This is a genomic window from Roseobacter sp. AzwK-3b (genome assembly GCF_000170875.1).
Lineage (GTDB): Bacteria > Pseudomonadota > Alphaproteobacteria > Rhodobacterales > Rhodobacteraceae > Roseovarius > Roseovarius litoreus.
This window is the reverse complement of sequence record NZ_ABCR01000002.1, coordinates 264,368-288,253: the sequence shown is the minus strand read 5'-3', so window position 1 is coordinate 288,253 and position 23,886 is coordinate 264,368. Positions and strand designations below refer to the sequence as shown.

Below are 23,886 nucleotides of genomic sequence, written 5' to 3'. Positions count from 1 at the left end.
TATAGAACCAATCCTCTTTGAACAACTGTATGTCGCTGATTTGGGCTCGCTAGCCTCTTTTGACTTTCCAACACTTTCAAGGAAGCCTCGCGCAGCCACTGGCGCGGCTTCAGTGCGTTAGTAGAACTTGTCGCGGGCTGATTGCCCCATGAGTGGTTTCTGGGCTGCAATCGCAGGTTAGGCCATTTGGGCTATGTGTGCCAACCGTTCTGTCAACGGGAATGAGGTGCGACAAGTATCGGTATGAAACGTGAAGGAAATTGCACAAACACAGCGTGCAGCGTCAACCCACGTGCGCCGCTACATGGGCCAGTGAAAAACTCCAACCGATGCATACAGAGCCCGCACAGCTTGTCTGTGGCGCCATCAGCTGAGCTCTTCGGGTTTGGGGTCGTTGAACGGCTTGGGTTTGGCTAGCTTCTGGGGCTTGGTACGTGCCTTTGCCTTGGTGGGGCCGGGTATGGGCGACTGCTTTGGCTTGGGGTGCTGCTTTCGCCACGCCTCGCCCACGACTTCGCTCACCAGCATCGTGCCCACCTGCAGAAATAGGGTGATGCAAAATCACCAGGCTGATTTGATAAGTACTTCCCAGCCAAAAACTGCGCGGCGGGATCTTCTGAGCGCAGGACCCATTTCAGACAGAGCATCACGCCGACATCCTTTCTGGTGCCCGCCATACTGCTTCCGCATGTTCAGCTATGGCTCGATCACAGAGCAGCTTCAGACGATCGAACTGGTCGGCCAGCTGAACATGACCATTATCGCCGCTCGCACGTAGACGGTCGCGGTAGTGACCCAGTTTGTGGGAACACACAGTGAGTGTTTCAACGCTCGGCCCAGTTCCGTGATTGCGCAGTGTTCGTATGTAACCCTCACTGCGGCCCAGCCACGCCCGACAAAACTCTGGGGTGTTGGCCGCGGCTCCTGAACTGATCAGTTCATCTCGTATGTGTTCAATCAGTTTTATGCTCATGGGTTCTCCTATCACGTTGATTTGTAGTGTATTTATGTTGATCGTCGCGTGGGAAAAGATTTATGTTCGGCACATCTCAAAGGGGATTTCTGTGCAGGCCTATTCGCCCATGATGAGAATATGCGCCACCTGTGAACGCCGGGCGGGACCACGCAGCATCAACAGCGGCCGCAGTGTGATCACGACCGTGTCAACAGCGGTGAAGGGTCTATGCTTGGGAGGGGCGCACGATCACGCTCAAACGCTGCTCCCAGCCAGCTGTGCAAAACACGTGAAATGGCCAGAGCTGCGATAGCTGGCTGCGGATGCAGGTCACCAAGCAAGCGATCTTTAACGAGGCGATTTTGCCCGCGCAAAAACAGTAAAACAGCGGGGCATTTTTCGAGGATTTGGTCTTGCGCGCGACCAAACACAGTAAAGTGGTTTACTGGTTCAAACACAGTAAACTTTTTTAGGCACTTGGATTAGCATCGCCGCGCAACACCATAATCCTGTAATATAAAAAGTCGTTTTTTAACCGTAAGGTTAAACTGCCTATGGTTGATCTATTTATGGCTGGGCATTACCTTGAGCGGATCAACCTTACACGGGAGTCAGCCAATGGTGCGAACGGGAACTATATCCTCACCCACCGCTGCGATTGGCTGACGCACACAGCGCAGATTATTTGAATTGAGCAAGGTGCCAAAGCGGGTCACCAAGCAAAGGATCTTTAACGTGATGGCGTTGCCCGCGCAGAACCCACAAAACTACTCTGTGTTTTTGATTATGCCCCGGTTACACCCACGAACACAGTAAACCAGTTTACTTTCAAGAACACAGTAAACTAGAACACAGTGTTTGAACTTTTTAGTACACTAAAACAATGAGTTGCAATTTTTTGATTGTTTGGTCAAGCGAGTAGCGTTTCCATATTTCGCGTTTCGCGTGTTCTTTTTTTCTGCTTTGACGTGTATCCGTTTTTGGAAACACGCCTTTGGAGGAAGTTGGCTACGCAGTGAGAACAACAAGTCTCTCAGCGCACACAGCATAGCGGTGTACCCCGTCCCAAGTTCTGTGTTTGACGAACTATGTTTCCCCACAAATGTCCGAACACAGTGTTTGCCACACAGAACTCTGAGTTTTGACGAAAACACAGTGTTCGCAGTTTTTGTCCCAACACAGAACCCATCAGTTCGACCCGTGAATTTCTGTCCCGTTGCTAAATACACGGGAAAGGCGTGGAATGATGGATTGGCGACGTGAACGACTAGAACTGATGGCGTACTTGCTTGAGCAAGACTGGAACGTGTTCGGCACGCTGAAATTTGTTGACGGCAGAACCATCGGCAGTGTCACCGCCAACAAGCTGCTTCGCTCATACTGGAACCGAATTGATCGCGTGTTCTTTGGTCACGCTGCTGATCGGCGAAATATTCGTGTGCCACGCTGGTGCTTCGCGCACGAAGGCACAGACACGGAAAACTTCCACGTCCATTTCCTGCTGAAGTCACCCATCGCTGACGTCGAATACGCCTGTTGTGTGCTCAACGCTGTGTGGACGCAGCATCATCAGCAAACCGGACCCATAGCCAAGAACTGGATTATGCCGGTGAAGATCAGGCGGGACGCGGTGAACTATGTGACCCGTGAATACTGGCGCTTGGGCAGCGCCACCATCTTGGACGACATCTGCTGGGACAGCACGAATTTGGCAGAATTGGCTAAATACGAGCATGACGCTCAGGCGGCACGAATTCATAGGGCAGCCAGCCCACTCTGGCTCAGGCAAGCACAACAGGCATTACAGGCTCAACAGGCAGCGTATGCGGCAGACGACGGAAACCTCGTAGTGAAGCGTGGCAAGGCCCCTTCACGCTGACGCATATCAGACAATTCAAATGGGATCATGTCGTAGGCGGAAACCTTGGCACATCCTTGTTCAGTGGCAACACACAAGTTCAACCAAAGAAACACAAAACACTCACAAGTGATGAGAACATAAAACACTCAAGCAAACAGAAAAACACGTATTGATTGAACGCATGATCAACTTGACACAAACACAATCAACCACAAAGAGCTCAGCGAGCAATACAGAAACAGAACCACTTGAACGACACTGAGTGGCCACAAACATCACATAAACAATTGGATAGCGTCAGCGGCACACACCGTTAGACGCTTTTTTTATGAGCGTTTGTTCGGTTCTCGTGCGCACTTCCATTTCTTGTCACAACAGCTGTCTTTTCGGTCGTCCACACAAATCTCTGATCATATGTTCGCGCTATAGGTGTATAGCAAGGGAGCACTTAGCAGATGACTGCATTGGCAAAACTCAACTTCAAATCGGTTACTCGCAGCACAACACGTGATCCTGTTCTGGCTCGTCGTGAAAAGCTGGTGGCGGGATTAAAAGAACAAAAACTGGTCTATGCCGCTGCACTCAAAGGCGAAGATCATCGCGTTGAGCGTCACAAATGGATGAACAACGAGCAGGGCGAGAGGGTCTTGGTCAAAACCCATCGTCGTGTACGAGCGTGGTTCTTTGAACAAGACGGCGGGTGGTATGTTCAGTGCCGTTATGGGGCACGTGTGATTGCTGCTGATGGCATCAACAATGCTGTGTTCGTCAAAACACTCAAAGACGTGGGTGCTGTATTGGATGCGTTTCTCACAGCTGCGTCTGGCGGGGAGTTGGACACAGCTATTGCCAAAACAGCGGAACGAAAACCCCGCATCAAACCCGGCGCGGCGCGGGCGGCGCAAGATGGCTGAATTCAAGACTGACCGCATACGGGAACTCAACGATCGTGCACGGCAGTCATTCACCAGCTGTCGTGTTGTGATCACACGTGGCATTGCTGAGCTTGGTGATGATGCAGTTAACCAAATACTGGCACAGGTCAGATCGTACGACCGCTTTACGCCAGACAATGATCCCTATCAGGAGCACGACTTCGGGTCGTTTCGGTGGGGCGAGGTTCAGGTGTTCTGGCGTTGGGACTATTACGACTTGGAGTACTCAATGCACTCGCCTGACCCCGCCGATGAAACCGTCACAGCTCGGGTGCTCACGGTGATGCTAGCCGAGGAATACTGATAGATTTACCCCATTTTTTGCCGACCAAGGTCCTAAAACTGATCCTACCGAAGTCGTTGCTGTTCACGTGCCGCTCTGCCAAACTTGCTACGAAAACGCCGCACCAATCATGCGCTATGGGCGGCACGGCAATGACACTGGAGATCAGAAAGCATGGGACAGTCGGGTACAGCGGACCGCCAGCCAGACAGCGATCGTCGTACTGGTCCTGAGCTGCAAGTCATGTTCACGCAGGATGGTGAGGCACGCGTGATCACGCTTGAGGGCAGGCGCGAGGATTACGAATTTGACTTTGATGACGGCGAACTTGAGGTCGAATCTCGTAATGGGAAGTTCGAATTAGAGCTCGATGATGTGGACAGCTTCGAATTTCTGTCCAACCGTCCCAGCGAAGCCGCTGGAATCCTGCCTAACGGGTTTGAGGAAAAATTTCAAATCGGCTTCATACAGGACGGTGAGGCCCGTGTGATCACGCTTGAGGGCAGGCGCGAGGATTACGAATTTGACTTTGATGACGGCGAACTTGAGGTCGAATCTCGTAATGGGAAGTTTGAACTAGAGCTCGATGATGTGGACAGCTTCGAATTCCTACCCTTAAACTCTGCAGATGATCCAGCAGATCTTGGTGTAGGCAGCCCCGAAGCCGGTCGTGTTGCGACGCTGGCTGGTCCTCTGCATGATTTTGACTTCTTGTTGCAGGATGGCGCGCTGGCGGTTCGCAACCGGTTTGACGGTGAGGTGGAGTCGCTGTCGGAATTCGATAGCTTCATTGCTGGTACGGAAACTTTCCGGACGGCTGATATCCTGGCACAACTCGAGCAGCCAGGCCCCGACCTTTTGGCCGAAGGCGGCCCGCGCCTTATGATGGTCAATACGCCCGAAGTCACTCCAAGCGTCCTCTGGGATCAGATCCTGCAATCAATCGTTGTGGAAAGTGGCGGCGGGCCGACCAACGCGTCGCGATCATTCTCGATCATGCATACCGCAATTTATGATGCACAGGCCAGTTATGACCCGGTCGCACAACGTGTGTCGATCGACCTTGAGGGTGACAACTTGGATGTTGCGGCCCTGTCTGACGCATCAACAGCCGAGATCGAGACGGCCATGCATGTTGCGGCCCATCGAGTGCTATCGGAGCTTTACCCGCAATATCAGGAGAAGCTCGATCAAGTGATATCGCAGCGTATCGGGCTGGATATCGCCGATGACTCGCGGGCCTATGAGGTCGGGGCGGATGCGGCTCAAGATGGCCTGACACCGCGTCAAGTGGAAGCGACACAGCTGGCTGCGATATCCGAGGGACTCTATACGCCGGTGAATGCTGATCCGGCGCCCGAGACCCGTAAGGACATCGCGCGCTGGACGCCGGAGAAGCAGGGCATCCTGTCTCCGACGCCTGATGCGCTGCAGACCTTCCTCACGCCGGAACTCAGTCTTGCGGAAGGGTTTGCGCTCCCTGAAACGCCCACTGGAGAAACTGACACGGTGCTGACGCGTCCTGATGGTCCTGAGCCGTTTTTCACGGCTGAGCATGCGGGTGCGGCCCTTGATTTTCAGGCAAAGACGGTCACCCTTGCGGCTCCGGCAGAGATAAATGGTGTGGCGTTAGAGGCTGGAACCACAGTGCCTGTGGACAAATCCCTGATCGGTCCCGTCATCAACCCTGCCTTCATCTCGCAAGCCGAATCCCTCGTTCAGACAAGCGCGACGCTGACCGAAGATCAGAAGATGATTGCCGAATTCTGGGAAGATGGCCCCGGCACTAGCTACCCTCCTGGTGCCTGGATGACGCTGGCGCAATATGTGTCGCAGCGAGATGGGCATGACGCCGCAACTGACGCGCTTTTGTTCATGACGATGGGCAATGCCATGTTTGATGCGGCGGTTGCGACCTGGGATGCCAAGGTGTTTTTTGATTATGCACGCCCTGTCACGGTCATCCGCGACTTGGGGCATCTGGGGCTGATTGGGGAGCAAGGTATTGACGAACTGACCGGAGAGCCCGGATATGTGATCCAAGCGTTTGGCGGCATCGACCCCGACACCGGCACCAGCCTTGGCACCCGAACGATCCTGGCCGAGAACTTCATCACCTACCAGCTGCCTGGCGGCGAGCAATCACCACCCTTCGCGGAATATACCTCGGGACACAGCACATTTTCGGCGGCCGGTGCGGCTGTGCTTCAGGCGTTTACCGGGTCAGACCATCTGGATGCGCATATTACCGTGCCTCCAGGGACGAGCGCCTTTGATGCAGCACTTCCGGGTGATGTGTATCAGTTTCAATGGGATACGTTTTCAGAGGCAGCTATAGATGGTGGCGCATCTCGGATCTATGGCGGGATTCATTTCAGTGATGGCAATCTCGATGGGCTCAGCGCCGGCGCCACCATCGGCGCGGACGCCTACGCACTTGCGGTAGACTTTACCAATGGCACGGCACAGCCAGAACAACAGCCCTTCTTCGATGAGTTTTTCATCGCCTGAACGCAGAAACACTTTGCAAATACGCATAGATCATTTGAGTTTAGCACCTTGTTTGAGGACCGTGTCTGCTGCGTCACAGGCTGGAAGCTCTGTTGTTGTGCTGGGAACCGCTGATTAGCACTAATAGACCTGCGCTACGCTAAACTCTCACAACTCCTGCTTGAACGGTGGAAGCTATCTGGGCTGGGCAACATAGCCCAAAACCTCATAGAACATGCATTGTATGAGATTTTGGCTTAAGTCATTGAATTCATTGCATGACCAATCAGTGCCATTTCTGGTCGACCATCCAAAACCTCAGACTTTATAGTCAAGCATATGAAAACATGAGGTTTTTAGGGGATCGCACCATGCGCCAAGCACAGACATTGAACGAAGCTCAGCTGCGTCGCGTTATACAGTACTGCCGCAGTCGTCGTCATCCAACTCGTGACGAAACCATCGTGCTGTTCAGCTTCTACGCAGGACTGCGTGCCAAGGAAATCGCTGCGCTGAAACGTGGGGACGTGTTCGACAAAGCGGGCTCTGTGCGTGAACAATTCATCCTGTCAGCGGCCCAAAGCAAAGGCGGCAGGACACGCACAGTGTACGTGAACCAGCGCTTGCGTCGTGCATTGGCGGAATATGCTGCAGGCTTGAACCTCAGTGACCCCAATCGTCCCCTGTTTGAAAGCCAAAAGGGCGGGCACTTCTCAGCCAACACCATGTGCCAGCTGTTCTTGGACATTTACCGGGCTGTTGGGCTCAAAGACGCTTCCAGCCATAGTGGTCGCCGTACCTACATCACAAGATTGGCAAACAAGGGTGTGGGTGTGCGCTTACTGGCCGAATTGGCGGGACACAGTCACATCTCAACCACACAGCGTTACATCGACGTGAACGCAGAGCAGCTGAGTGAAGCAGTGGAGCTTTTGTAAGTGCCCCCATTTTCAGGCAACTATATCGGGTCAGGCAGAAATTTTACGGTCAAGTCGTAAAGTGGCGTTACTTGCAACTCTGCATTTATGGGGAGAAAAGGACAGTCCTCTTTTGAGACTAGCAGACCATATTCAGCCATCGGCATAAACAGCTTTGGTGTTATCACATTACTCAAAGCACTATTTCTTTGCTGCGGCGTGCGGGCGCCTTGAAGAACACGGTTCATCAACAAATGCACCGAGCATCCTGCTGGCCCTGCGTCAGATATGTCTCGAAGAAACATGTCAACCGTCGGCAGCCCCGTTCTTGCGAATGCGTTCTCCGCTTCAGCTATGGATGAAACTACATCAGGATGGACAGCAAATTTATAGATCACGGAAGCCGTTAAATCCTGACGCATACCATAGTCTGTGATTTTAATGCATGTGTCTGTTTCTACAGTATAACCCAACTCAACCGCTTTTTTGCGCACCAAGGCAAGGGCTGAATAGTCTGACTGTTTCCTTATACGCTGTAAAATTTCGTCCATGTTCCCACGATAATTTTGCCATCGCATAGCCCTAGCGAGGTCATGACAATAGTCTCGCCTTAATGCGCCTGTTTTTGTAAGTGGTATGCTATCTTTTCCTCTGAGGGACGAGAGCAAGTACGACAAGCCTCGCGTAAGAGGCGAATATCGCATGACTACTTGATCATCATTTGCGTCCTGAAGTTCAAAAGCCACAATTTTGCCCAACCATTCAGTTTCATCATTTGCGCGACGCTTTTATAGCACAGTTTTGCCAAGGTCTAACTTCAGGCTGTGCCCACCCCACCATCCGCCTTCTGCGCAGCATATTCTTCAGCTAACAACTCGTAGCGCTTGCCGGTGAACATATCCTTTTTGATACGCGGGGTCATGTTGCTGTAATGGCGTTCGATCATGCCTATGCTCAGGCCCATCTGCTGGGCTAGTCCGTGGATATCCATGCCGTCATTGACCAATGCGAACGTGGCATAGGTGGGCCGCAGACTGTAGATTACGTGGTTATCGCCCGGTTATGGACATATCAGCAGATCCTTGTCGCTCAAAAACGCCTTGAAGTTCCTTACCCAAAAATATGTGCCACGTCACCAACAGGTCTATGAAAGTGCGTATTTGGGGGCCCGGGCATTGCATCACATTTGATCACGGTGTCTGCTATGAGCACAAAGCCAGCAAGAGGGCAGAGCATGACGACCAAAACCAACAGTGTATTCGTTGCGATTGCGTCTTACGTTGCATTCGCCACCCTACCACACGCTGCAGCAGCAGAAACATGGCAATCAGTGCAAGCCATCTTCGAGGAACGCTGTGTCGCCTGTCATTCCGGCGAATATGCGCCCCTTGGCCTTGCTTTAGACAGTTATCAAGCACTGATGTCCGGCTCTGAGAATGGCTCGGTCGTGGATATTGCCATCCCCCAGCAAAGCGCCCTGGTTCAGCGCATAACAGGAGCAGCAGAGCCAAGGATGCCATTGGATGGGCCTCCATTTCTATCAAGCACGGAAATCGCAACAGTTGTGGCTTGGATAGCAGCTGGAGCCGTTGAGCCAGAGGCAGAATCTCCAGATACGACAAAAGCCGACGACCCTTATGCAGATGGCCAAATCACCTATGACGAAGTGGCCAGTGTTTTCGGACGCCACTGTGTTATCTGTCATTCGGACAACGGACGGTATGATAGCCCACCTGAAGGGCTTCGACTTTCTTCACTGGAAAATATTCTTCGAGGTGGCGAACGGTTGGCAGTTCTGCCTAGCAATGCACAGGCATCAGAAATCATACGTCGAGTGGAAGGGTACAGCGATCCGCGGATGCCCTTAGATGGGCCACCATGGCTTAGCAAAGAGGAAACTCAGCTGCTGCGCGATTGGATTGACGGCGGTGCGAAATCTGAGGACGGAATACCTGCAGAAATACCTACAGGCGCAAGAGTTCGCATGAGAGGGATATTGACAGGACGCCATGAGATTGATGGCGCAGTTTTCGTTGTCACCGGTGACACACGTATAGATGATGTACCTAGAAAAGGTGGCAGGGCGGAAGTACGCGGGCATATCAGCGCCAATGGTGACATCATCGCCGACCGCTTCAGAGATCGATAGCAAGCACCAGCTATCGACCAAATCTATAAAATTTCAGGCTTGATCTGACGTACACTCAACCCTCCACGCTGAACAGCTGAGCGCTGCGGCTGAACTACTCTGACTTGTACCGTTTTTTGAATTCGTCAGCTGGCAAATCGTACCTTTTTCCAGTGAACATTTCTTTCTTCATGCGCGGCTCAAGATGGCTGTAATGCCGCTCAATCATGCCGATTGACGTCCCCATCTGCTTGGCCAGGGCGTGGATATCCATGCCGTCATTGACCAATGCAAAGGTGGCATAGGTATGACGCAGGCTGTAAAGCGTTCGATCCTTGCCAGTCTTTGGGCACTTGAGCAGGTCAGCATCTTTCAAAAAAGCTTTGAACGTCTGACGCAGATGCTCCGTTACAGTGCCATCTGGCAAGCAAAACACAGGCAAATCCAGCTTCTGCTTGAGCATGTCGTAGAAGTCGATATCTTTGATCGCATCAGTGCGGGCATGAATGCGCTTGAGATAGCCAATCGTTCCAGCCCGACCGATGGCTTCATGGGGTTTGGTTTTGCCGTGCAGGTAAAACTCTACATATTCTAAGCCGCCGTCTTCAAATATCGTGACATGCTTCCAGCGCAGGTTTTGTGCTTCGGTACCATGTCGCATGCCGGTGTTGGCCAAGATCAACACGTAGTCCCTGAGTAGGTAACGCATATCCCGTGACTTGCCGCCTTTGCCTTTGTCGATCCAGTGCGGCAATTTCCGGATCAGAGTGCGATATTCATCACGGCTGAAATCAGGTCTGCGTTCAGCACCCTCACCCTTGTTGGACAAGATCGGCACTTTGCCCTGGGCTATGAAACCCCGCGCCACAGCCTCATCGAACACTCTGTTCATAGCCGAGTTGTGCGTGTTCAGCGTCGACGCTTTTGGTTCACGACCAAGCTGCTGGACCCGCCAACGATTGAAGTCCTGAATTTTTTCATGGTCGATGTTGGTGATGAATGTCTTACCGAAAAACGGGATGAAATACAGGTTCAGCGCCTTGATGTAATCCTTATAAACCTTGCGCCCGGCTTCCGCGTCCAGCTGCCGCTGCATGTCAGCAATCGCCAGCTTGGCCACGTCCTCAAACCGCTTGGTCACAACAGGCAGGTCATGCTTGGCGCGGAAGCGATATTCAAGATATTGGTCACGGGCCACAGTCTTGGCTTCTTCCAAGTCGGTCTTGCCCGTGCTGATGCGCACCCAGTGCTGATCGATCTTGAAGGTGGCCTGCCAGCGCTTGCTGTTGCCGCGCTTGTAGACCTTGACCTCGCCGTCCAACAGTACGTGCGTATTTGGGCTGAGTGCGACCATGCTTCCCTTCCAGCAGCTTCATCGCACAGTATGGTTTTGTGTTGGCACTGTCAGCCAGAAAGCGCAGCTCAACACGTGCACCCGATAAAGAGTCCGAATTGTGACAAATCTTCAGCTATTCGTTCGCCACTAATGCAAAGATTCCACCCTCATACAGGTACCAAGCCCGCTCTCTGGTCTCGTTGGTGACAAAGGGATAAAGTACCCGTGGAGGCACTAGGTCATTTCCGTTACAGGTGACCCTGTGGACGAATAGCGTGTCACTGTCCGCTTCCATATCAGATTTCAGCGGGATGAACTTTTTGAATTCGGGGTTTTCGAAAAACTCGGTATTGGCATAGGTGGTATAGGTCATGGACTGACCCTTGAAGTCGCAACTGTAGAAGTAACCTTCAGCGTATCCGCCATCGAACATTTGCGTCTGTCCAATCACTTTTTCAGGTTGGACGAACCAGGCTTCACCAGTGAATTTCTCAACAGTCCAAGTAGTGTCTATAAAGTCCGCATTCGCAGGGCTTACCGCCAGCCCGAAGGCAAGGGCTGCTGCAAGAATTCGGCTTCCGGCTGTCTTTGCTTGAATTTCCATGGTATCAAACTGACATGAAACGCCTTCTCGCCTCAACCCTATTCGCACTGCTGCCAGCTTCAGGCCTTGCGGATGAGACCTGCTCAATTGAGGTGGATGGCCTGCTGTATCACCACGGGGAATGCCGATACTCCAAAACACTCTATGCTGACCGATTGTGGTCGATTGAGGTTGGCCAAAAGACAGACGACGAATCCTTGGGCTATTGGGTTCTTCTGCTTGAAGACTCGGACGGGACCTACCAAGGCCACTGGAACGGATCCTACGGTGCAAGCCATGCGCACAATCGCTTGGGTGAGATGCAGCTTGAAGACGAGTGCTGGATAGGTGACGATTCCCGTATATGCCTTGGCGTTCCTGTCGGTACAGTTCCGACCTATCGTATTCTCGAAGGGGATCAGTCACCGCTGGATAACACTGTCGAGGCTAATTTGAACGGCACCCGGTACGTGATCGACCATGACAGTTGGGAGCAAGTGGGTCCCTACAAGATCGGATCAACAAAAGACCTTGACGGAGACGGACACCCAGAGACCGTCGTTGAACTGTCCAATGGCGGGAACTGCTGCCCCGGAAAACTTTCCGTTATCTCGTATCGCGGTGACGGATTTTTCGAAATATTAAACGGTCAGCCAATTTCCAATGGATGGGATGGATATGAGCTTGTCCCATTCAAGGGCGAGACGCTGGTTCGGGTGAAAGACAGGGCTCTGGGTGCCGACAACTACGAGGATTGGCAATCGCAGTCAGACTATGCCCAGAGGGATGGAAGGCTGGTCAAGCTGACGGAGCGTTTCAATTACGCCAAGTCTGTCAGCCTGATGGAACTGACTGCAGAAGAAGTTCGAGACGCTCCACGGCAGACAAAATCTTTTGATTTCGACCTTGATCTGGACGGGAGGCTAGACACCGTAACATGTGCGTATTGGGATCGATGGGGAAGCCTGAGCTGTGATGTTCAGTATGATGGAGATACGCAGCCAACAAAGATGACATGCAAACGTTTTGCAATTCTGCCCAAGGTCAGTGAAGGTTACGTCAGTTTAGAATGTGATTAACACCCTGAAGTAAAAGAAAAAATACAACACATCAACTATGAAAGAACCAAATATGAATTTTGCCTATGAGCAAGTTTGTTCAGAGAAATTTTCTACCGCAGAACTTTCCTTACTTCAGAACTTCTTAGATCGTGGCCTTGAAGCGCCAATTTTTTGAAAGATTGAAATGATTTATTGCTCAAAGGTTTATTAGCACTTATCCAAAATCCACTTACATGCTTATCAGATCTCTGGATCTTGAATCCAGTAAGCGATTTTTCAAGAATCTTTATAACAATTTCAGTATCATTCGCATCTACCGCCTTAAGGGATTTCAGAATCCTGCTCCAGTCACCATGTTTTAAGTAGTGTTTCATCGCATCTACGATATTCATAAGGGAACCTGCATCAGGGCATTGATTGAGCGCAGCGCACATAGAATTTTGGCGCTGGGACACTGCAGAAGATTCAAGCTCTTTTGCTAACTTACGCTTTTGGTCAGCGAGTTTCTTGCGTTCATCTATAAGGCGCAAGAGATCGCGATCGTGGTTAATTTTACTCATTGCTGTTCTGCCTTCTAAAGCTTGTAAAACAGCACAGGGCCAAAAAACCAAAGAGAATGTAGCAGCTGGTTCAAACTTGATTCACCTACCCACCGAATAGAACAAAAACAAAAATTATGATTGCAGCTCCAATGATCCAGCCAAGCCAAGTTCTGTCATCATTGGAAGATTTAGACGCCGTAGATATAGGGCGAAAGCTACCTTCAGTAATACCAGTGTGGTTTTTATCGAACTCCAGCCGAACGGTGTGATTGCCGACTTTGAGCTCTTGTGTCGCGAAATGTGTTAGATGCCCCTCCGAAGACGAGAGATGATCAATCACGGCTGGGACTTGCTGTTGAGCACCATATATGATTGCCTTTCGTTCAAGATCTTGAAAATGGTTTAGTAGTTTTTGCCTTACTGCAACATCACCTGCGGCTAGCCACTCAAATCGCCGCTCAAAATTATCTGGAATTTCAAACTCCTTTACGACTGCAAGTGTGTGATCAGTGATCTTTTGGATGACATTTTCTGCACTCACGTCTGCTCCAACAGTGAACGTGGTGTTTGATTTAGGCCCAAGATGCTTCCATAGGCTCTCAACTAAATCGTATTTTTTTTCCAACGGCATCCGGGGTGGCAACAAGCTAAACAATCTGCCCGCGACCGTGCCGCTCATTTTTCGACGGCCAGATTTCCAATCCAAAAAGGTTCTTTCAGCATAGTCTTGCTTATCACGGCCAAACTGACGACCGTATTCGTCCATAATTGCTTTCAATTCACGGTTGGCAAGTGAGAAGAAATAGCGCTTCACGTCTTGGTCTGTTCCACCGAGCTCCCTTGTGAGCTGTTGTGCCTCTTCAATGTGTTTTTTAGCGGCTTCATAGCCTAGATTGCGCGGTCTACTTTGGTAACGGTAACCGTTGTTTCTGTATCTCCTGCGTGCCAATTAATTTCACCCACCGAAAAGCTTTTTTAAGCGACCCAAAAATGTCAAAGGTTCAGTATTTAGGGTTATTAGCAACCTATCACCTTCGAATTCTAAATATTTTGAAAGCTCAATATTGCTGCCATTATTATACAACACACGCATACTAGAAAAACGTGGAACAATGGTTTTCTCGAATTGCTCCTCAAAATATTCACGCGATTTTTGGCTCAGGTTTTTTTTTACGAGGTAACTCATAAAACGCTCCGAAATCTCGTTATCAGACAGATTCAGATCTATCATAAAACGGGTCATGAAAACCTCTACCCGCCTCCTAGAAGAGCCGCTATCAGAACCATAGCGAGCAAACCTCCCCCAATGTAGTATGGAGTTAGATCGCGCTCCCCCGTCTGAGATTTGGTAAGCTTACCTGTCTTAGCTTGGTCAGTGTTTCCCATGATAACTTCAGTACGGCCGATGGATGTCTCCTGCGTATGAGTAATCGTTACAGAATTGCCATCTTGAGCCGCTTCATTAGTGGTATTCGAGAGCGAGTTTAAAGTTGCCCGGAGCGCATCCGAGTCAACTCTCATTTGATGGGCTGCTGCGCTCACATCCAGAACTTTGTTGTTATAATCTGCCAGCATCTTTGCTCGCTGTTCTTCTGGAATACCTGCGAGGTCAATTGTTGGAGTTGGCCCAAAGTTGACCGTTGTTGGAGTGTGGTCAACCCGAACCGCAACATCTCTGGCTGTTTCTTTGTCTTCTTTAGACAACTCTCATCTCCTACAATCTTTCACCAGAACGCCACAGAGCAGGCTCGATGAATTCGCCCTGCCAGATACCACGTCCTGCATTTTTAGCATCAGTCTCATGTGGTACGTATACATCATCGTACCTGCGGTACGCTAGTGCCCAGCCACTTGCGACCATAGATGCGCCAATGTCGGACCCGTTGACGGAACAGGTTGCAATAGTCCGGCCATACCGGTCTGTGTCAAGAGTCTCACATGTGACGACTGACCGCCCAAGAAGTTGTTCAAGATAAAAGGTGGATCGTTGTCCACATTTATATTTCGCGCTGTTTACGGCACATAACTGGCCTATTTCGGGCGCATCTATTCCATGCAAACGTATACGGGTTCCCATCACATCAATCGTATCGCCGTCAATGACCGATGCAATGCCCATCAGTGAGCCTTTGGACGTTGCATCATTATGGTCGAATTCGTTTGGGGAACTTGTTGCACTCTCATGTCTTTCGACATCGAGATTATTTCGAACTGTAAGTGTCGACCTTTGGCTATCTTCCACGAGGAATAGCACCAGCGCAAATACCAAGGGCACAAAAAAAGCGAGCATCGCTATGCGGTTCAAATCATACCCCTTTAGCGAAAGATGGATGTTTCTACTAGGATACAGTCGTCGCTGTGTTCAATCCAAGTAGACCAGCACATCGCTGCGTCTCCCTGCACCCATAAGTTCAAGATTTAGCTTGTTCAATTTTTTGAGATGAGCTCGATCCGCCAATTTGGAAAGTACTTGGAAGAGAATGCATGACGGCTTCCGGATGCGAAACAGCTTTTAACGCAACTGTGTTTGGGGACTATGTTGCAAAAACTGTGTTCAAACACTGTGTTTAACACAGTAACCGCAAACACTGTGTTCAACACAGCAAATCACCCAGCTGCACAGCTCAAACACGCGACAAAACTGTGCGATGAGTGTGCAACACATTTCGTAAAAATGTGCGATGTCTAAGTTACTGATTTTGCTGGTTTAAATGGTGCCCGGGGGCGGAATCGAACCACCGACACGAGGATTTTCAATCCACTGCTCTACCCCTGAGCTACCCGGGCATGGGGAACGCGTCAGCGTTCGGGTGCGCGTGTCTTAGGCGAGCGCGCACGGCGTGTCCAGAGGGATTGGCAAAATTTTCAATGTGGTTTCGCCCGCTCTTTTTCCGCCTCTTCGAAAGCGCGCTCGATATCTTCGGGGTCTTGAGACGGGACCGCATAATCACCCCCAAACCATTTCCCCAGATCCACATCCGCGCAGCGCTTCGAACAGAACGGACGAAAGCGTGTGTCGGTCGGCTTTTGACAGATCGGACAGGTCATTCGGCCACCTCGCTCAGAGCTATGCGGTCGCGTTTGCGCTGCAACTCGAAATGGCCCAGTGGGGTCCATCCGACAAGGGCCGTTTCGACACGGTCCGCCCGAAAAGCGGCGCGCAGCGTGGTTTCGAACTGCCGGCGATCCTTCTTGGGCATGGGCGCGGGATCTATCACGATTTGCCCACCAAGCCCGCGCAAGCGCAAGTGGCGCGGAAGCTCCTTTGCAGCGGCAAGATTGGCCTTGAAGCCTGATGCCGGCGACATGTCACCACCTGTGTTCACATCCACCGCGATCAGGGCGCGTGTCGGCTCGATCACCATGGATGCCCCGCCCGAAAGCGGGCAGTCCGGCTGACGCAAGGCCTCGATCTGATCGAGCACGCCATGCGCGGCGAAACTTCCCGGTGTCGTGTCCAGCTCGGCCACATCCGTCCACTCGCGCCATGCCAGCAGATGCGGACCATCCCCTTCAGTCAGCTTTTCCGGCCCGGCACCCTCGGCATCCTCGGCTACGGCTTGCGCCAGATCATGCATGGCGCGGATATCATCGGCGATGTCGTCATCGCTGGCCTCGGCGCAGGAGGATCGCAGGATCAGGCCCATCTCGGCATCCCCCATCTCGGCATGGGCGATGGCCAGAAGTGCATCACGCCGATCCTCATCACGAATGCTGCGCGACACGTTCAGTCCGGGCGCATCAGGTGTGACGATGGCGTAGCGGCTTTTATACAAAAGCCTGGAGGTCACCGGCAGGGCCTTGCCCGGCTCGGGTTGGCCGGTGACCTGAACCAGAACGGCCTGACCGGGGCGAAGACCGCTCACCTGTCGCAGAAACCCCATACCATCGGTGGTGCGGACAAAGACGCCTCCCTGCCCCTTGACCGGACGATCCACTACAGCGCGGTAGATCGCGCCTGTCCTTATCCCGTCGCTGTCGAGAAACAGATCCTCCAGCCGCCCATCGACCATCAGGGCCGCCGCCTCATGACCGTTCAGATCATCCAGCACAATCAACCGGCCCTTCATTCTGTCCATCCTCCGAATACAGGGTAGCCCGCGGCCTGCAGCAAGCTTGCGGTCTCATAAAGCGGCAGACCAACCACCGCCGTGAACGAGCCTTCGATCCAGGGAATCAAGGCACCGGCCGGTCCCTGAATGCCATAACCGCCCGCCTTGCCCTGCCAATCGCCAGTCGCCAGATAGGCGTTGAGTTCCTGATCCGACAGGCGCTTCATCCTGACGCTGGTCACCACATCCCGTTCCCAGAGCCGCTCCCCCCGGCGCACCGCGACGGCGGTGATCACCTTGTGCCGGCGACCGGACATGGCCAGCAGGAACTCCGCCGCCTCTGCGGCGGTCGCGGGCTTGCCCATGATCCGGCGGCCAAGGGCCACCGTTGTATCCGCCGACAGAACGATATCCCCGCCATCCGCAACCACGGCCATCGCCTTTTCACGCGCCATGCGTGCGCAATAGGGGCGGGGCAATTCCTGTTTGCGTGGGGTTTCATCTATGTCGGGTGGGCGGATGTCATCCGGCACCACCCCAATCTGAGCCAGCAGCTCCCGCCTGCGCGGGCTGCCGGATCCGAGGATCAAACGCATTCAGTCAAAAGCTTACTTGAAGCGATAATTGATCCGACCCTTGGTCAGATCATAGGGCGTCATTTCCACCTGAACCTTGTCGCCCGCAAGAACGCGAATGCGGTTCTTGCGCATCTTGCCTGCCGTATGCGCGATGATCTCATGGCCGTTTTCAAGCTCGACCCGAAACGTCGCGTTAGGCAGGAGTTCCTTCACGACACCGGGGAATTCGAGCGTATCTTCCTTGGCCATGATATCTCCTTCGTTATGGAATCCGCCTATGTGCGGACCGCGCCTTAAATGGGGCCATTCGCCGTGTTTTTCAAGCTTATAATCAACGCAGGCTCAGGTTTATGGCTTTCTCGACGCGTTCCACCTGCTCTGTCCAGTGCGCGCGGTTGAGCACGACGCCATCGACCCGCACAGCCGCGACAGCCGCGGGCCTGATCTCGGCAAAGGTCCAGCCGGGTTTATTCAACACACCCTCGGCAATCACGCCTGTTGGCGGAAATCCGGTGTCCGGCGGGCCGAAGATACCACCCATGCCCGTGTTTTCATCCACCGCAGGGCACCAGGCGGCCTCGCCCACGGTCGAGGCCATGGCCACGACACATTGCGTCTCGAGCGCCCGCGCCATGGCCCCGATGCGCACCCTCGAGTAGCCCGCCAGCCCCTCGGTGCAGGACGGGGCAAGGATCACATCGGCATCCGACAAGGCTCGCCCCAGAAGCGGAAATTCGACGTCATAGCAAATCAGGATACCGATCCGGCCAAGGGCTGTGTCGAACAGCCGCAAAGGGCCACCGGGGATCACGTCCCAATCTTCGCGCTCGAAACGGGTCATGATTTGTTTATCCTGAACGCCGCAGCCCCCCTGCGGTGTGAACAGCCTGGCCCGGTTGACCGGCCTTGTGCCGTGATCCGGATCGAAAACAGGCGCCGATGCCGCACAGATATGCACCCCGTAGCGTGCCGCCAAATCGGAATGCAGGTTGTCCACCTCCGGCAGCCAGCGCGACACCGCATGCAGGGATCGTTCCAGATCGCCTGCAGCTTCCGCGCCGTCCAGCATCGCCAGTTCCATCGCGCCATATTCCGGAAAAACCAGCAGGTCCGCGCCCTGCCCTGCGGCGTCGGCCACCCAGTCCTTCAGCTTGGCGGCATAGGCGTCCCAGGACTGCACGGGATCAAGCGGATAGGCCGCTGTCGCGATCTTCATCATCTGGCTCCCTTCACAACCTGCACGGCGGGATCACACCCTGCCGCACCCCGCTCAGGCCGCTTGACCATCGGTGAATTGCAGCCGTGCGAGACGCGCGTAAAGCCCGTCTTCTGCCACCAATGCCTCATGCGTGCCCTGAGCCACGATACGGCCCTTGTCCATCACGATGATACGGTCGGCCTTTTTAACCGTGGCAAGACGGTGCGCCACGATGATCGTGGTCCTGGTGCGCGCCATCGCCTCGACCGCCGTTTGCACCGCACGCTCGCTTTCCGCATCAAGCGCCGAGGTCGCCTCGTCCAGCAAGAGCACCGGCGCATCGCGCAGGATGGCGCGCGCAATCGCGATGCGTTGTTTCTGCCCGCCGGAAAGCATGACGCCACGTTCGCCCACATAGGTATCATAACCGTCAGGCAGGACCGCTATGAAATCATGTGCCGCCGCTGCGCGCGCGGCCTCTTCGACTTCGGCATCGGTGGCATCCAGACGGCCAAAGCGAATGTTTTCGCGCGCCGAGGCGGCAAAGATGATCGGGTCTTGCGGAACCAGCGCCATGTCCTGCCGGAAATCCCGGCGCTCCATGTCGGAAAGGGAAATCCCGTCCAGCAGGACACGTCCCTGATCGGGGTCATAAAAGCGCTGGATCATCTGGATCACGCTCGTTTTTCCCGCCCCCGAAGGTCCGACCAGAGCGATCGTCTCGCCGGGGGCAACCTTCAGATCGAAACCGTCAAGCGCTGGCGTTTCGCGGCGCGACGTATAGGCGAATCGGACGTTCTCGAAGCTGATCTCACCACGCACCGGGCGCGGCAAGGCAACGGGCTTGGCAGGGTCGTTCACATGATCTTCCGCCTGCAGCAATTCAACGAGCCGTTCCGTGGCACCGGCGGCCCGCTGCAGCTCGCCGTAAATCTCGGACAGGGCCGCCACAGCGCCCGCCACCATGACCGAATAGATCACGAACTGAACCAGCGAACCGGGCGTCATGTTCCCCGCGCGCATGTCATTCGCACCGATCCAAAGGACGCCGACAATACCGGTGAACACAAGGAAGATCACGATCATCGTCATGGCCGCACGCACCATGATGCGCCGACGGGCCGCGTCGAAACTTTCCTCGGTCACATCTGCAAAACGTCCGCGGCTGGCATCTTCGTGGGTAAAGGCCTGCACGGTCTGAACCGACAAAAGCGCCTCGGATGCATTGCCCGAACTGTTGGCGATCCAATCCTGATTTTCCCGGCTCAGCTTGCGCAGCTTTCGGCCCATCGTCAGGATCGGCACGATCACAAGCGGCACGATCAGCAGCACCATCCCGGTCAGTTTGGCCGAGGTCAGCATCATGAAGATCAGACCGCCGACAAAAATCAGCAGATTGCGCAGCGCGATCGACACAGACGACCCGATCACCGACAGGATGAGCGTCGTGTCGGTGGTGATCCGGCTCAGAACCTCGCCGGTCATGATCTTTTCGAAAAAGGCCGGGCTCATTCCGATCACGCGATCGAACACGGCCTTGCGGATGTCGGCCACCACACGTTCGCCCAACCGCGTGACCAGCGCATAGCGCAGCCCCGTGCCGATCGCCAGCAAAGCGGCGATACCAAGCGAGGCCATGAAATAAAGATCCAGAAGGGCGCTGTCTTCCACCCCGAAATTGTCGATCACCCGGCGCACCGCCAATGGCAGCGCCAGCGACACCATCGCCGTCAGAACCAGCGCAAGAAGGGCCGCACCCAGAAGCGTTTTGTAGGGCTTGAGAAATGGCCAAAGCTCGCCAAGCGCACCCATGTCCTTGGACTTGTCACGCTCCAGCATATCGGCGCCATTTTCAGCTTTGCGCACCATCTTCCATTCCCTTGCCCTTTACGGACACGTTACTTGGCCGGGGAGGCGCGTGGGGTCAAGGGGCCAGATTTGCCGCAGGTGCAAACAGATTTCCCAATAAGCTGGAGCGGGCGGCGGGAATCGAACCCGCATCTCTTGCTTGGAAGGCAAGGGTCTTACCATTACACAACGCCCGCTCAGCAAGGCCGACGCATATTCCAAGCTGCGGCAAGGGTCAAGCAGTCGAGATCAATTCACGATCCACCCCGGCGCAGACGCGAGCAGACCGGGCCGCTTGGCGCCGCTTTCGCGAAAAAAAGGGCCGGCTCAAGTAAGCCGGCCAGTCTAACAGGGAGGTAGGAGGCATGCGCCCCCTAAGCCTATGTATAGCACATTTGCCGCTAAACGTGTGTGCCCGGCAAAAATCCGTGCCGATATGTGCCCTTGCTGCATCATGCAGGCGTGTTGGCCGGAAAAGGAAAGGCCAGCCGCCGCGCGGTGCCGGCGATTGGCCGGGATCAACGCCGGCTCGGGGCGGGCGTCCTCGATATATCGGCAGATCGCATCGGTTTCGCGAATCCGGATCCCGTCGATATCGAGCACCGGAACCTTGCCGAACGGATGGCGGGCCAGATGCTCGGGCTTGTGCGGCTCGCCCGCCAGCACATTGATCTGATCCGGCTGACAGTCCATGCCCTTGTCGGCCAGAACCATCTTCACCGCACGCACATAAGTCGACCCGTCGAACCCGTATAAACTCGTCCCGCGTTCCATGACGTCCTCCTGTGACTTTGCCGTGTGCCGATTGCGTTCAACACATTGCCATTCGCGACGCAGTGCACTTAACTCCGGCGGGAATGGCGGGGCGATCTCCGCCGCATCACCCAAGGGAAGAGAGAACACATATGTCGCGCAGCATTGTCATCGAACAGGCCGGTGGTCCGGAAAACCTGAAACTCATCGAGACCGAGGTCGGCGCACCCGGCCCCGATGAAATCCGGATCGCGCACAAGGCCTGCGGCCTGAACTTCATCGACGTGTATCAGCGCACCGGTCTTTATCCACTGACCTTGCCCCATGCGCTCGGCATGGAAGCCGCCGGCATCGTCGAAGCCGTGGGCGAGGGGGTCACCCATCTCAAGCCGGGCGATCGCGCCGCCTATGCCGCGACACCGCCCGGCGCCTATTGCGATGCCCGTGTCATGCCCGCAGCACAGGTCTGCCCCCTGCCTGACGCGATCTCGTTCGAGGATGCCGCCGCGATCATGCTGCAGGGTATGACCGTGGAATACCTCTTTCACCGTGTCTGGCCCCTGAAAGCCGGGGACAAGGTGCTGTTCCACGCCGCCGCCGGTGGCGTCGGTCTTATGGCCTGCCAATGGGCGCGCTCCGAGGGGATCGAGCTGATCGGCACCGCGGGCACCGACGAGAAATGCCAGTTGGCACTCGAAAACGGCGCAACCTCCTGCATCAATTACCGCGATCAGGATTTCGTCGCCAAGGTCAAGGAACTCACCGACGGCAAGGGTGTCGATGTGGTGATGGATGGCGTGGGCAAAGACACGTTTACCGCCTCGCTTGATTGCATCAAGCCGCTTGGCATGATGATGTCCTTCGGCAATGCCTCGGGTCCTGTCGAACCCGTCAGCCTGCTGACCCTTGCCGCCAAGGGCTCGCTCAAGCTGACCCGCACCACCCTGTTCACCTTCCTCGCGGACCATGAGCGTTGTCAGGACATGGCCCGCCACCTGTTTTCCAAGGTCGAAAGCGGGGCGGTCAAGGTCAATATCGGTCAGACCTTCCCGCTGGAGCAGATCTCGGACGCGCATCGCGCCCTCGAAGGACGGCAGACAACCGGCTCGACGATCATCACGCTTTGACCGGGCGCAGCGCGGCGTGATCCGTGTTAAGCTGCCGGTTCGCAGGTCTCGCGGACCGGTGGCATCGCATGGCCGCACCGCCTGCCACGGCACCATTTTTGCGAAGGGGAGAGACATACCATGACGATCAGACGCACCGAAGGACGGGGTCAGCGCTATGACAGCATTCTGGACACCGTGGGAAACACGCCCGTCATCCGCATCAACCGCATCGCGCCGAAAAACGTCTCCGTCTACGTCAAGTTCGAAGCCTTCAATCCCGCAGGCTCCGTCAAGGACAGGCTGGCGCTGAACATCATCGAGGCCGCCGAGGCCGATGGCCGCCTCAAACCCGGTCAGACCGTGGTCGAGGCGACATCGGGCAATACCGGCATCGGGCTTGCCATGGTCTGCGCCGCCAAAGGCTATCCGCTGGTGGTCACAATGGCCGAAAGCTTTTCGGTCGAGCGCCGCAAGCTGATGCGGTTTCTGGGCGCCAAGGTTGTTCTGACCCCCAAGGCGCTGAAGGGCTTCGGCATGTATTCCAAGGCCAAGGAACTGGCCGAGGAAAACGGCTGGTTCCTCGCCAGCCAATTCGAGACGCCCGACAACGCCGCGATTCATGAGGCCACCACCGCCCGCGAGATCATCAACGATTTTCACGGCGCGAGGCTCGATTACTGGATCACCGGCTATGGCACCGGCGGCACCGTGTCGGGCGTGTCACGGGTTCTCAGACGCGAACGCCCCGAGACCAAGATCATTCTCAGCGAACCGGCCAATGCCGCGCTGATCGCCTCGGGCTATGTCAACACCCGCAACGCGGCGCATCAGCCCACCGAAAGCCATCCCGCGTTCCAGCCGCATCCGATCCAGGGCTGGACGCCGGATTTCATCCCCTATGTCCTGCAAGAAGCGATCGACAAGCAGAGTTACGACTCGCTCGTCCCGGTGGCCGGCGCCGACGGCATCGCATGGTCCAAACGCCTTGCCGCCGAAGAAGGCATCTTTACCGGCATCTCGGGTGGCTCGACCTTCGCCGTGGCGATGGATCTGGCAAAGACCGCGCCCGACGGGTCGGTGATGCTGGTCATGCTGCCCGATACCGGCGAGCGGTATTTGTCTACACCCCTTTTCGACGGCGTCATCGAAGAGATGTCCGACGAAGAATGGGAGATTTCGCGCTCCACCCCGACGGCACAGATGTCGTCGGACTGACGCCACTTCCCGCTTGGGTCTCGCACTTGGTCGGGAAGTGGT

General features: G+C 54.6%; 27 protein-coding genes and 2 tRNA genes. 9 read left to right on the top strand and 20 right to left on the bottom strand.

Translation table 11 applies throughout. From position 1 onward, the window contains the following. Positions 1–366: 366 nt before the first annotated feature. Both RAZWK3B_RS21080 and RAZWK3B_RS21075 read right to left on the bottom strand, forming a co-directional pair. Positions 367–522, bottom strand: a complete 156-nt coding sequence (locus tag RAZWK3B_RS21080; protein WP_157132164.1) for a hypothetical protein — start codon at positions 520–522, stop codon at positions 367–369. 124 nt (positions 523–646) lie between these two features. Further along, positions 647–973: a DUF6626 family protein gene (locus RAZWK3B_RS21075; RefSeq protein ID WP_157132163.1), complete on the bottom strand. Its 327-nt coding sequence runs from the start codon at positions 971–973 to the stop codon at positions 647–649. A gap of 1,225 nt (positions 974–2,198) precedes the next feature. Between RAZWK3B_RS21075 and RAZWK3B_RS05570 the strand changes: the two genes are divergently transcribed. The 5 genes from RAZWK3B_RS05570 to RAZWK3B_RS05550 all read left to right on the top strand — a co-directional run bounded on the left by RAZWK3B_RS05570 (position 2,199) and on the right by RAZWK3B_RS05550 (position 7,462). Next, positions 2,199–2,834: a hypothetical protein gene (locus RAZWK3B_RS05570; RefSeq protein ID WP_007813064.1), complete on the top strand. Its 636-nt coding sequence runs from the start codon at positions 2,199–2,201 to the stop codon at positions 2,832–2,834. A gap of 437 nt (positions 2,835–3,271) precedes the next feature. Beyond that, the gene (locus RAZWK3B_RS21400) at positions 3,272–3,730 is read left to right on the top strand and encodes a hypothetical protein (protein WP_198133250.1); all 459 of its coding nucleotides are present in this window, start codon (positions 3,272–3,274) and stop codon (positions 3,728–3,730) included. Continuing rightward, positions 3,723–4,055, top strand: a complete 333-nt coding sequence (locus tag RAZWK3B_RS05560; protein WP_007813060.1) for a DUF3768 domain-containing protein — start codon at positions 3,723–3,725, stop codon at positions 4,053–4,055. Before RAZWK3B_RS21400 ends, RAZWK3B_RS05560 begins: the two co-directional genes overlap by 8 nt. A gap of 153 nt (positions 4,056–4,208) precedes the next feature. Then, complete coding sequence (locus RAZWK3B_RS05555) at positions 4,209–6,545, top strand: vanadium-dependent haloperoxidase (RefSeq protein ID WP_232279481.1); 2,337 nt, start codon at positions 4,209–4,211, stop codon at positions 6,543–6,545. Positions 6,546–6,895: 350 nt separating this feature from the next. Further along, positions 6,896–7,462, top strand: a complete 567-nt coding sequence (locus RAZWK3B_RS05550) for a tyrosine-type recombinase/integrase (protein ID WP_037295180.1) — start codon at positions 6,896–6,898, stop codon at positions 7,460–7,462. Positions 7,463–7,482: 20 nt separating this feature from the next. On the opposite strand, the gene RAZWK3B_RS21070 is transcribed toward RAZWK3B_RS05550, so the two are convergent. Both RAZWK3B_RS21070 and RAZWK3B_RS21395 read right to left on the bottom strand, forming a co-directional pair. Continuing rightward, positions 7,483–8,145, bottom strand: a complete 663-nt coding sequence (locus RAZWK3B_RS21070) for a hypothetical protein (RefSeq protein WP_502685141.1) — start codon at positions 8,143–8,145, stop codon at positions 7,483–7,485. Between the two features lie 113 nt (positions 8,146–8,258). Beyond that, positions 8,259–8,432 (bottom strand): hypothetical protein, encoded by a 174-nt coding sequence (locus RAZWK3B_RS21395; protein ID WP_198133249.1) that lies wholly within the window; start codon positions 8,430–8,432, stop codon positions 8,259–8,261. A 243-nt stretch (positions 8,433–8,675) separates the two neighbouring features. On the opposite strand from RAZWK3B_RS21395, the gene RAZWK3B_RS20490 reads away from it, so the two are divergent. Next, positions 8,676–9,590 carry a c-type cytochrome domain-containing protein gene (locus RAZWK3B_RS20490; RefSeq protein WP_198133248.1) on the top strand — a complete coding sequence of 305 codons (915 nt, stop codon included), beginning with the start codon at positions 8,676–8,678 and terminating at the stop codon, positions 9,588–9,590. Positions 9,591–9,684: 94 nt separating this feature from the next. Here the strand turns inward: RAZWK3B_RS20490 and RAZWK3B_RS05535 are convergent, their stop codons facing one another. Together RAZWK3B_RS05535 and RAZWK3B_RS05530 are read right to left on the bottom strand one after the other, a co-directional pair. Continuing rightward, positions 9,685–10,923, bottom strand: coding sequence for a tyrosine-type recombinase/integrase (locus RAZWK3B_RS05535; protein WP_007813046.1), 1,239 nt, complete (start codon positions 10,921–10,923; stop codon positions 9,685–9,687). A gap of 115 nt (positions 10,924–11,038) precedes the next feature. Then, positions 11,039–11,509: a hypothetical protein gene (locus tag RAZWK3B_RS05530; protein WP_007813044.1), complete on the bottom strand. Its 471-nt coding sequence runs from the start codon at positions 11,507–11,509 to the stop codon at positions 11,039–11,041. 14 nt (positions 11,510–11,523) lie between these two features. Between RAZWK3B_RS05530 and RAZWK3B_RS05525 the strand changes: the two genes are divergently transcribed. Beyond that, positions 11,524–12,567 carry a hypothetical protein gene (locus RAZWK3B_RS05525; protein ID WP_007813043.1) on the top strand — a complete coding sequence of 348 codons (1,044 nt, stop codon included), beginning with the start codon at positions 11,524–11,526 and terminating at the stop codon, positions 12,565–12,567. Positions 12,568–12,659: 92 nt separating this feature from the next. Here RAZWK3B_RS05525 and RAZWK3B_RS21060 read toward each other — a convergent pair whose 3' ends face one another. The 14 genes from RAZWK3B_RS21060 to RAZWK3B_RS20480 form a co-directional block, all read right to left on the bottom strand. Beyond that, on the bottom strand, positions 12,660–13,109 hold the full coding sequence (locus tag RAZWK3B_RS21060; RefSeq protein ID WP_157132161.1) for a hypothetical protein: 450 nt from the start codon (positions 13,107–13,109) through the stop codon (positions 12,660–12,662). Positions 13,110–13,194: 85 nt separating this feature from the next. Then, positions 13,195–14,040, bottom strand: coding sequence for a hypothetical protein (locus RAZWK3B_RS21055; protein WP_157132160.1), 846 nt, complete (start codon positions 14,038–14,040; stop codon positions 13,195–13,197). A gap of 6 nt (positions 14,041–14,046) precedes the next feature. Further along, a complete protein-coding gene (locus RAZWK3B_RS21050) occupies positions 14,047–14,334 on the bottom strand; it encodes a hypothetical protein (RefSeq protein ID WP_007813040.1) in 288 nt (95 codons plus the stop codon). Positions 14,335–14,342: 8 nt separating this feature from the next. Then, on the bottom strand, positions 14,343–14,795 hold the full coding sequence (locus RAZWK3B_RS05520) for a hypothetical protein (RefSeq protein WP_157132159.1): 453 nt from the start codon (positions 14,793–14,795) through the stop codon (positions 14,343–14,345). A gap of 10 nt (positions 14,796–14,805) precedes the next feature. Next, complete coding sequence (locus RAZWK3B_RS21920) at positions 14,806–15,168, bottom strand: thermonuclease family protein (protein WP_353611283.1); 363 nt, start codon at positions 15,166–15,168, stop codon at positions 14,806–14,808. A 635-nt stretch (positions 15,169–15,803) separates the two neighbouring features. Further along, positions 15,804–15,878: transfer RNA gene (locus RAZWK3B_RS05515), tRNA-Phe, on the bottom strand. Between the two features lie 78 nt (positions 15,879–15,956). After that, positions 15,957–16,139, bottom strand: a complete 183-nt coding sequence (locus RAZWK3B_RS05510; protein WP_007813034.1) for a DNA gyrase inhibitor YacG — start codon at positions 16,137–16,139, stop codon at positions 15,957–15,959. Beyond that, positions 16,136–17,161: a ribonuclease E/G gene (locus RAZWK3B_RS05505; protein WP_007813033.1), complete on the bottom strand. Its 1,026-nt coding sequence runs from the start codon at positions 17,159–17,161 to the stop codon at positions 16,136–16,138. The genes RAZWK3B_RS05510 and RAZWK3B_RS05505 overlap by 4 nt, the downstream gene beginning before the upstream one ends. Beyond that, positions 17,158–17,739 carry a Maf family protein gene (locus RAZWK3B_RS05500; protein ID WP_007813031.1) on the bottom strand — a complete coding sequence of 194 codons (582 nt, stop codon included), beginning with the start codon at positions 17,737–17,739 and terminating at the stop codon, positions 17,158–17,160. The genes RAZWK3B_RS05505 and RAZWK3B_RS05500 overlap by 4 nt, the downstream gene beginning before the upstream one ends. Before the next feature lie 12 nt (positions 17,740–17,751). Then, complete coding sequence (infA, locus tag RAZWK3B_RS05495; RefSeq protein WP_005978431.1) at positions 17,752–17,970, bottom strand: translation initiation factor IF-1; 219 nt, start codon at positions 17,968–17,970, stop codon at positions 17,752–17,754. Positions 17,971–18,052: 82 nt separating this feature from the next. Beyond that, positions 18,053–18,937, bottom strand: coding sequence for a carbon-nitrogen hydrolase family protein (locus RAZWK3B_RS05490; protein ID WP_037295176.1), 885 nt, complete (start codon positions 18,935–18,937; stop codon positions 18,053–18,055). A 54-nt stretch (positions 18,938–18,991) separates the two neighbouring features. Next, the gene (locus RAZWK3B_RS05485) at positions 18,992–20,788 is read right to left on the bottom strand and encodes an ABC transporter transmembrane domain-containing protein (protein ID WP_007812989.1); all 1,797 of its coding nucleotides are present in this window, start codon (positions 20,786–20,788) and stop codon (positions 18,992–18,994) included. 102 nt (positions 20,789–20,890) lie between these two features. After that, positions 20,891–20,964 (bottom strand) — tRNA-Gly (locus tag RAZWK3B_RS05480). Between the two features lie 148 nt (positions 20,965–21,112). Next, positions 21,113–21,541 carry a glutathione S-transferase family protein gene (locus RAZWK3B_RS20480; RefSeq protein WP_007812987.1) on the bottom strand — a complete coding sequence of 143 codons (429 nt, stop codon included), beginning with the start codon at positions 21,539–21,541 and terminating at the stop codon, positions 21,113–21,115. Between the two features lie 131 nt (positions 21,542–21,672). Here RAZWK3B_RS20480 and RAZWK3B_RS05470 point away from each other — a divergent pair, with 131 nt between their 5' ends. Together RAZWK3B_RS05470 and RAZWK3B_RS05465 are read left to right on the top strand one after the other, a co-directional pair. Then, a complete protein-coding gene (locus RAZWK3B_RS05470) occupies positions 21,673–22,647 on the top strand; it encodes a quinone oxidoreductase family protein (RefSeq protein ID WP_007812985.1) in 975 nt (324 codons plus the stop codon). Positions 22,648–22,767: 120 nt separating this feature from the next. Beyond that, on the top strand, positions 22,768–23,844 hold the full coding sequence (locus RAZWK3B_RS05465; RefSeq protein WP_007812983.1) for a PLP-dependent cysteine synthase family protein: 1,077 nt from the start codon (positions 22,768–22,770) through the stop codon (positions 23,842–23,844). Positions 23,845–23,886: the final 42 nt, after the last annotated feature.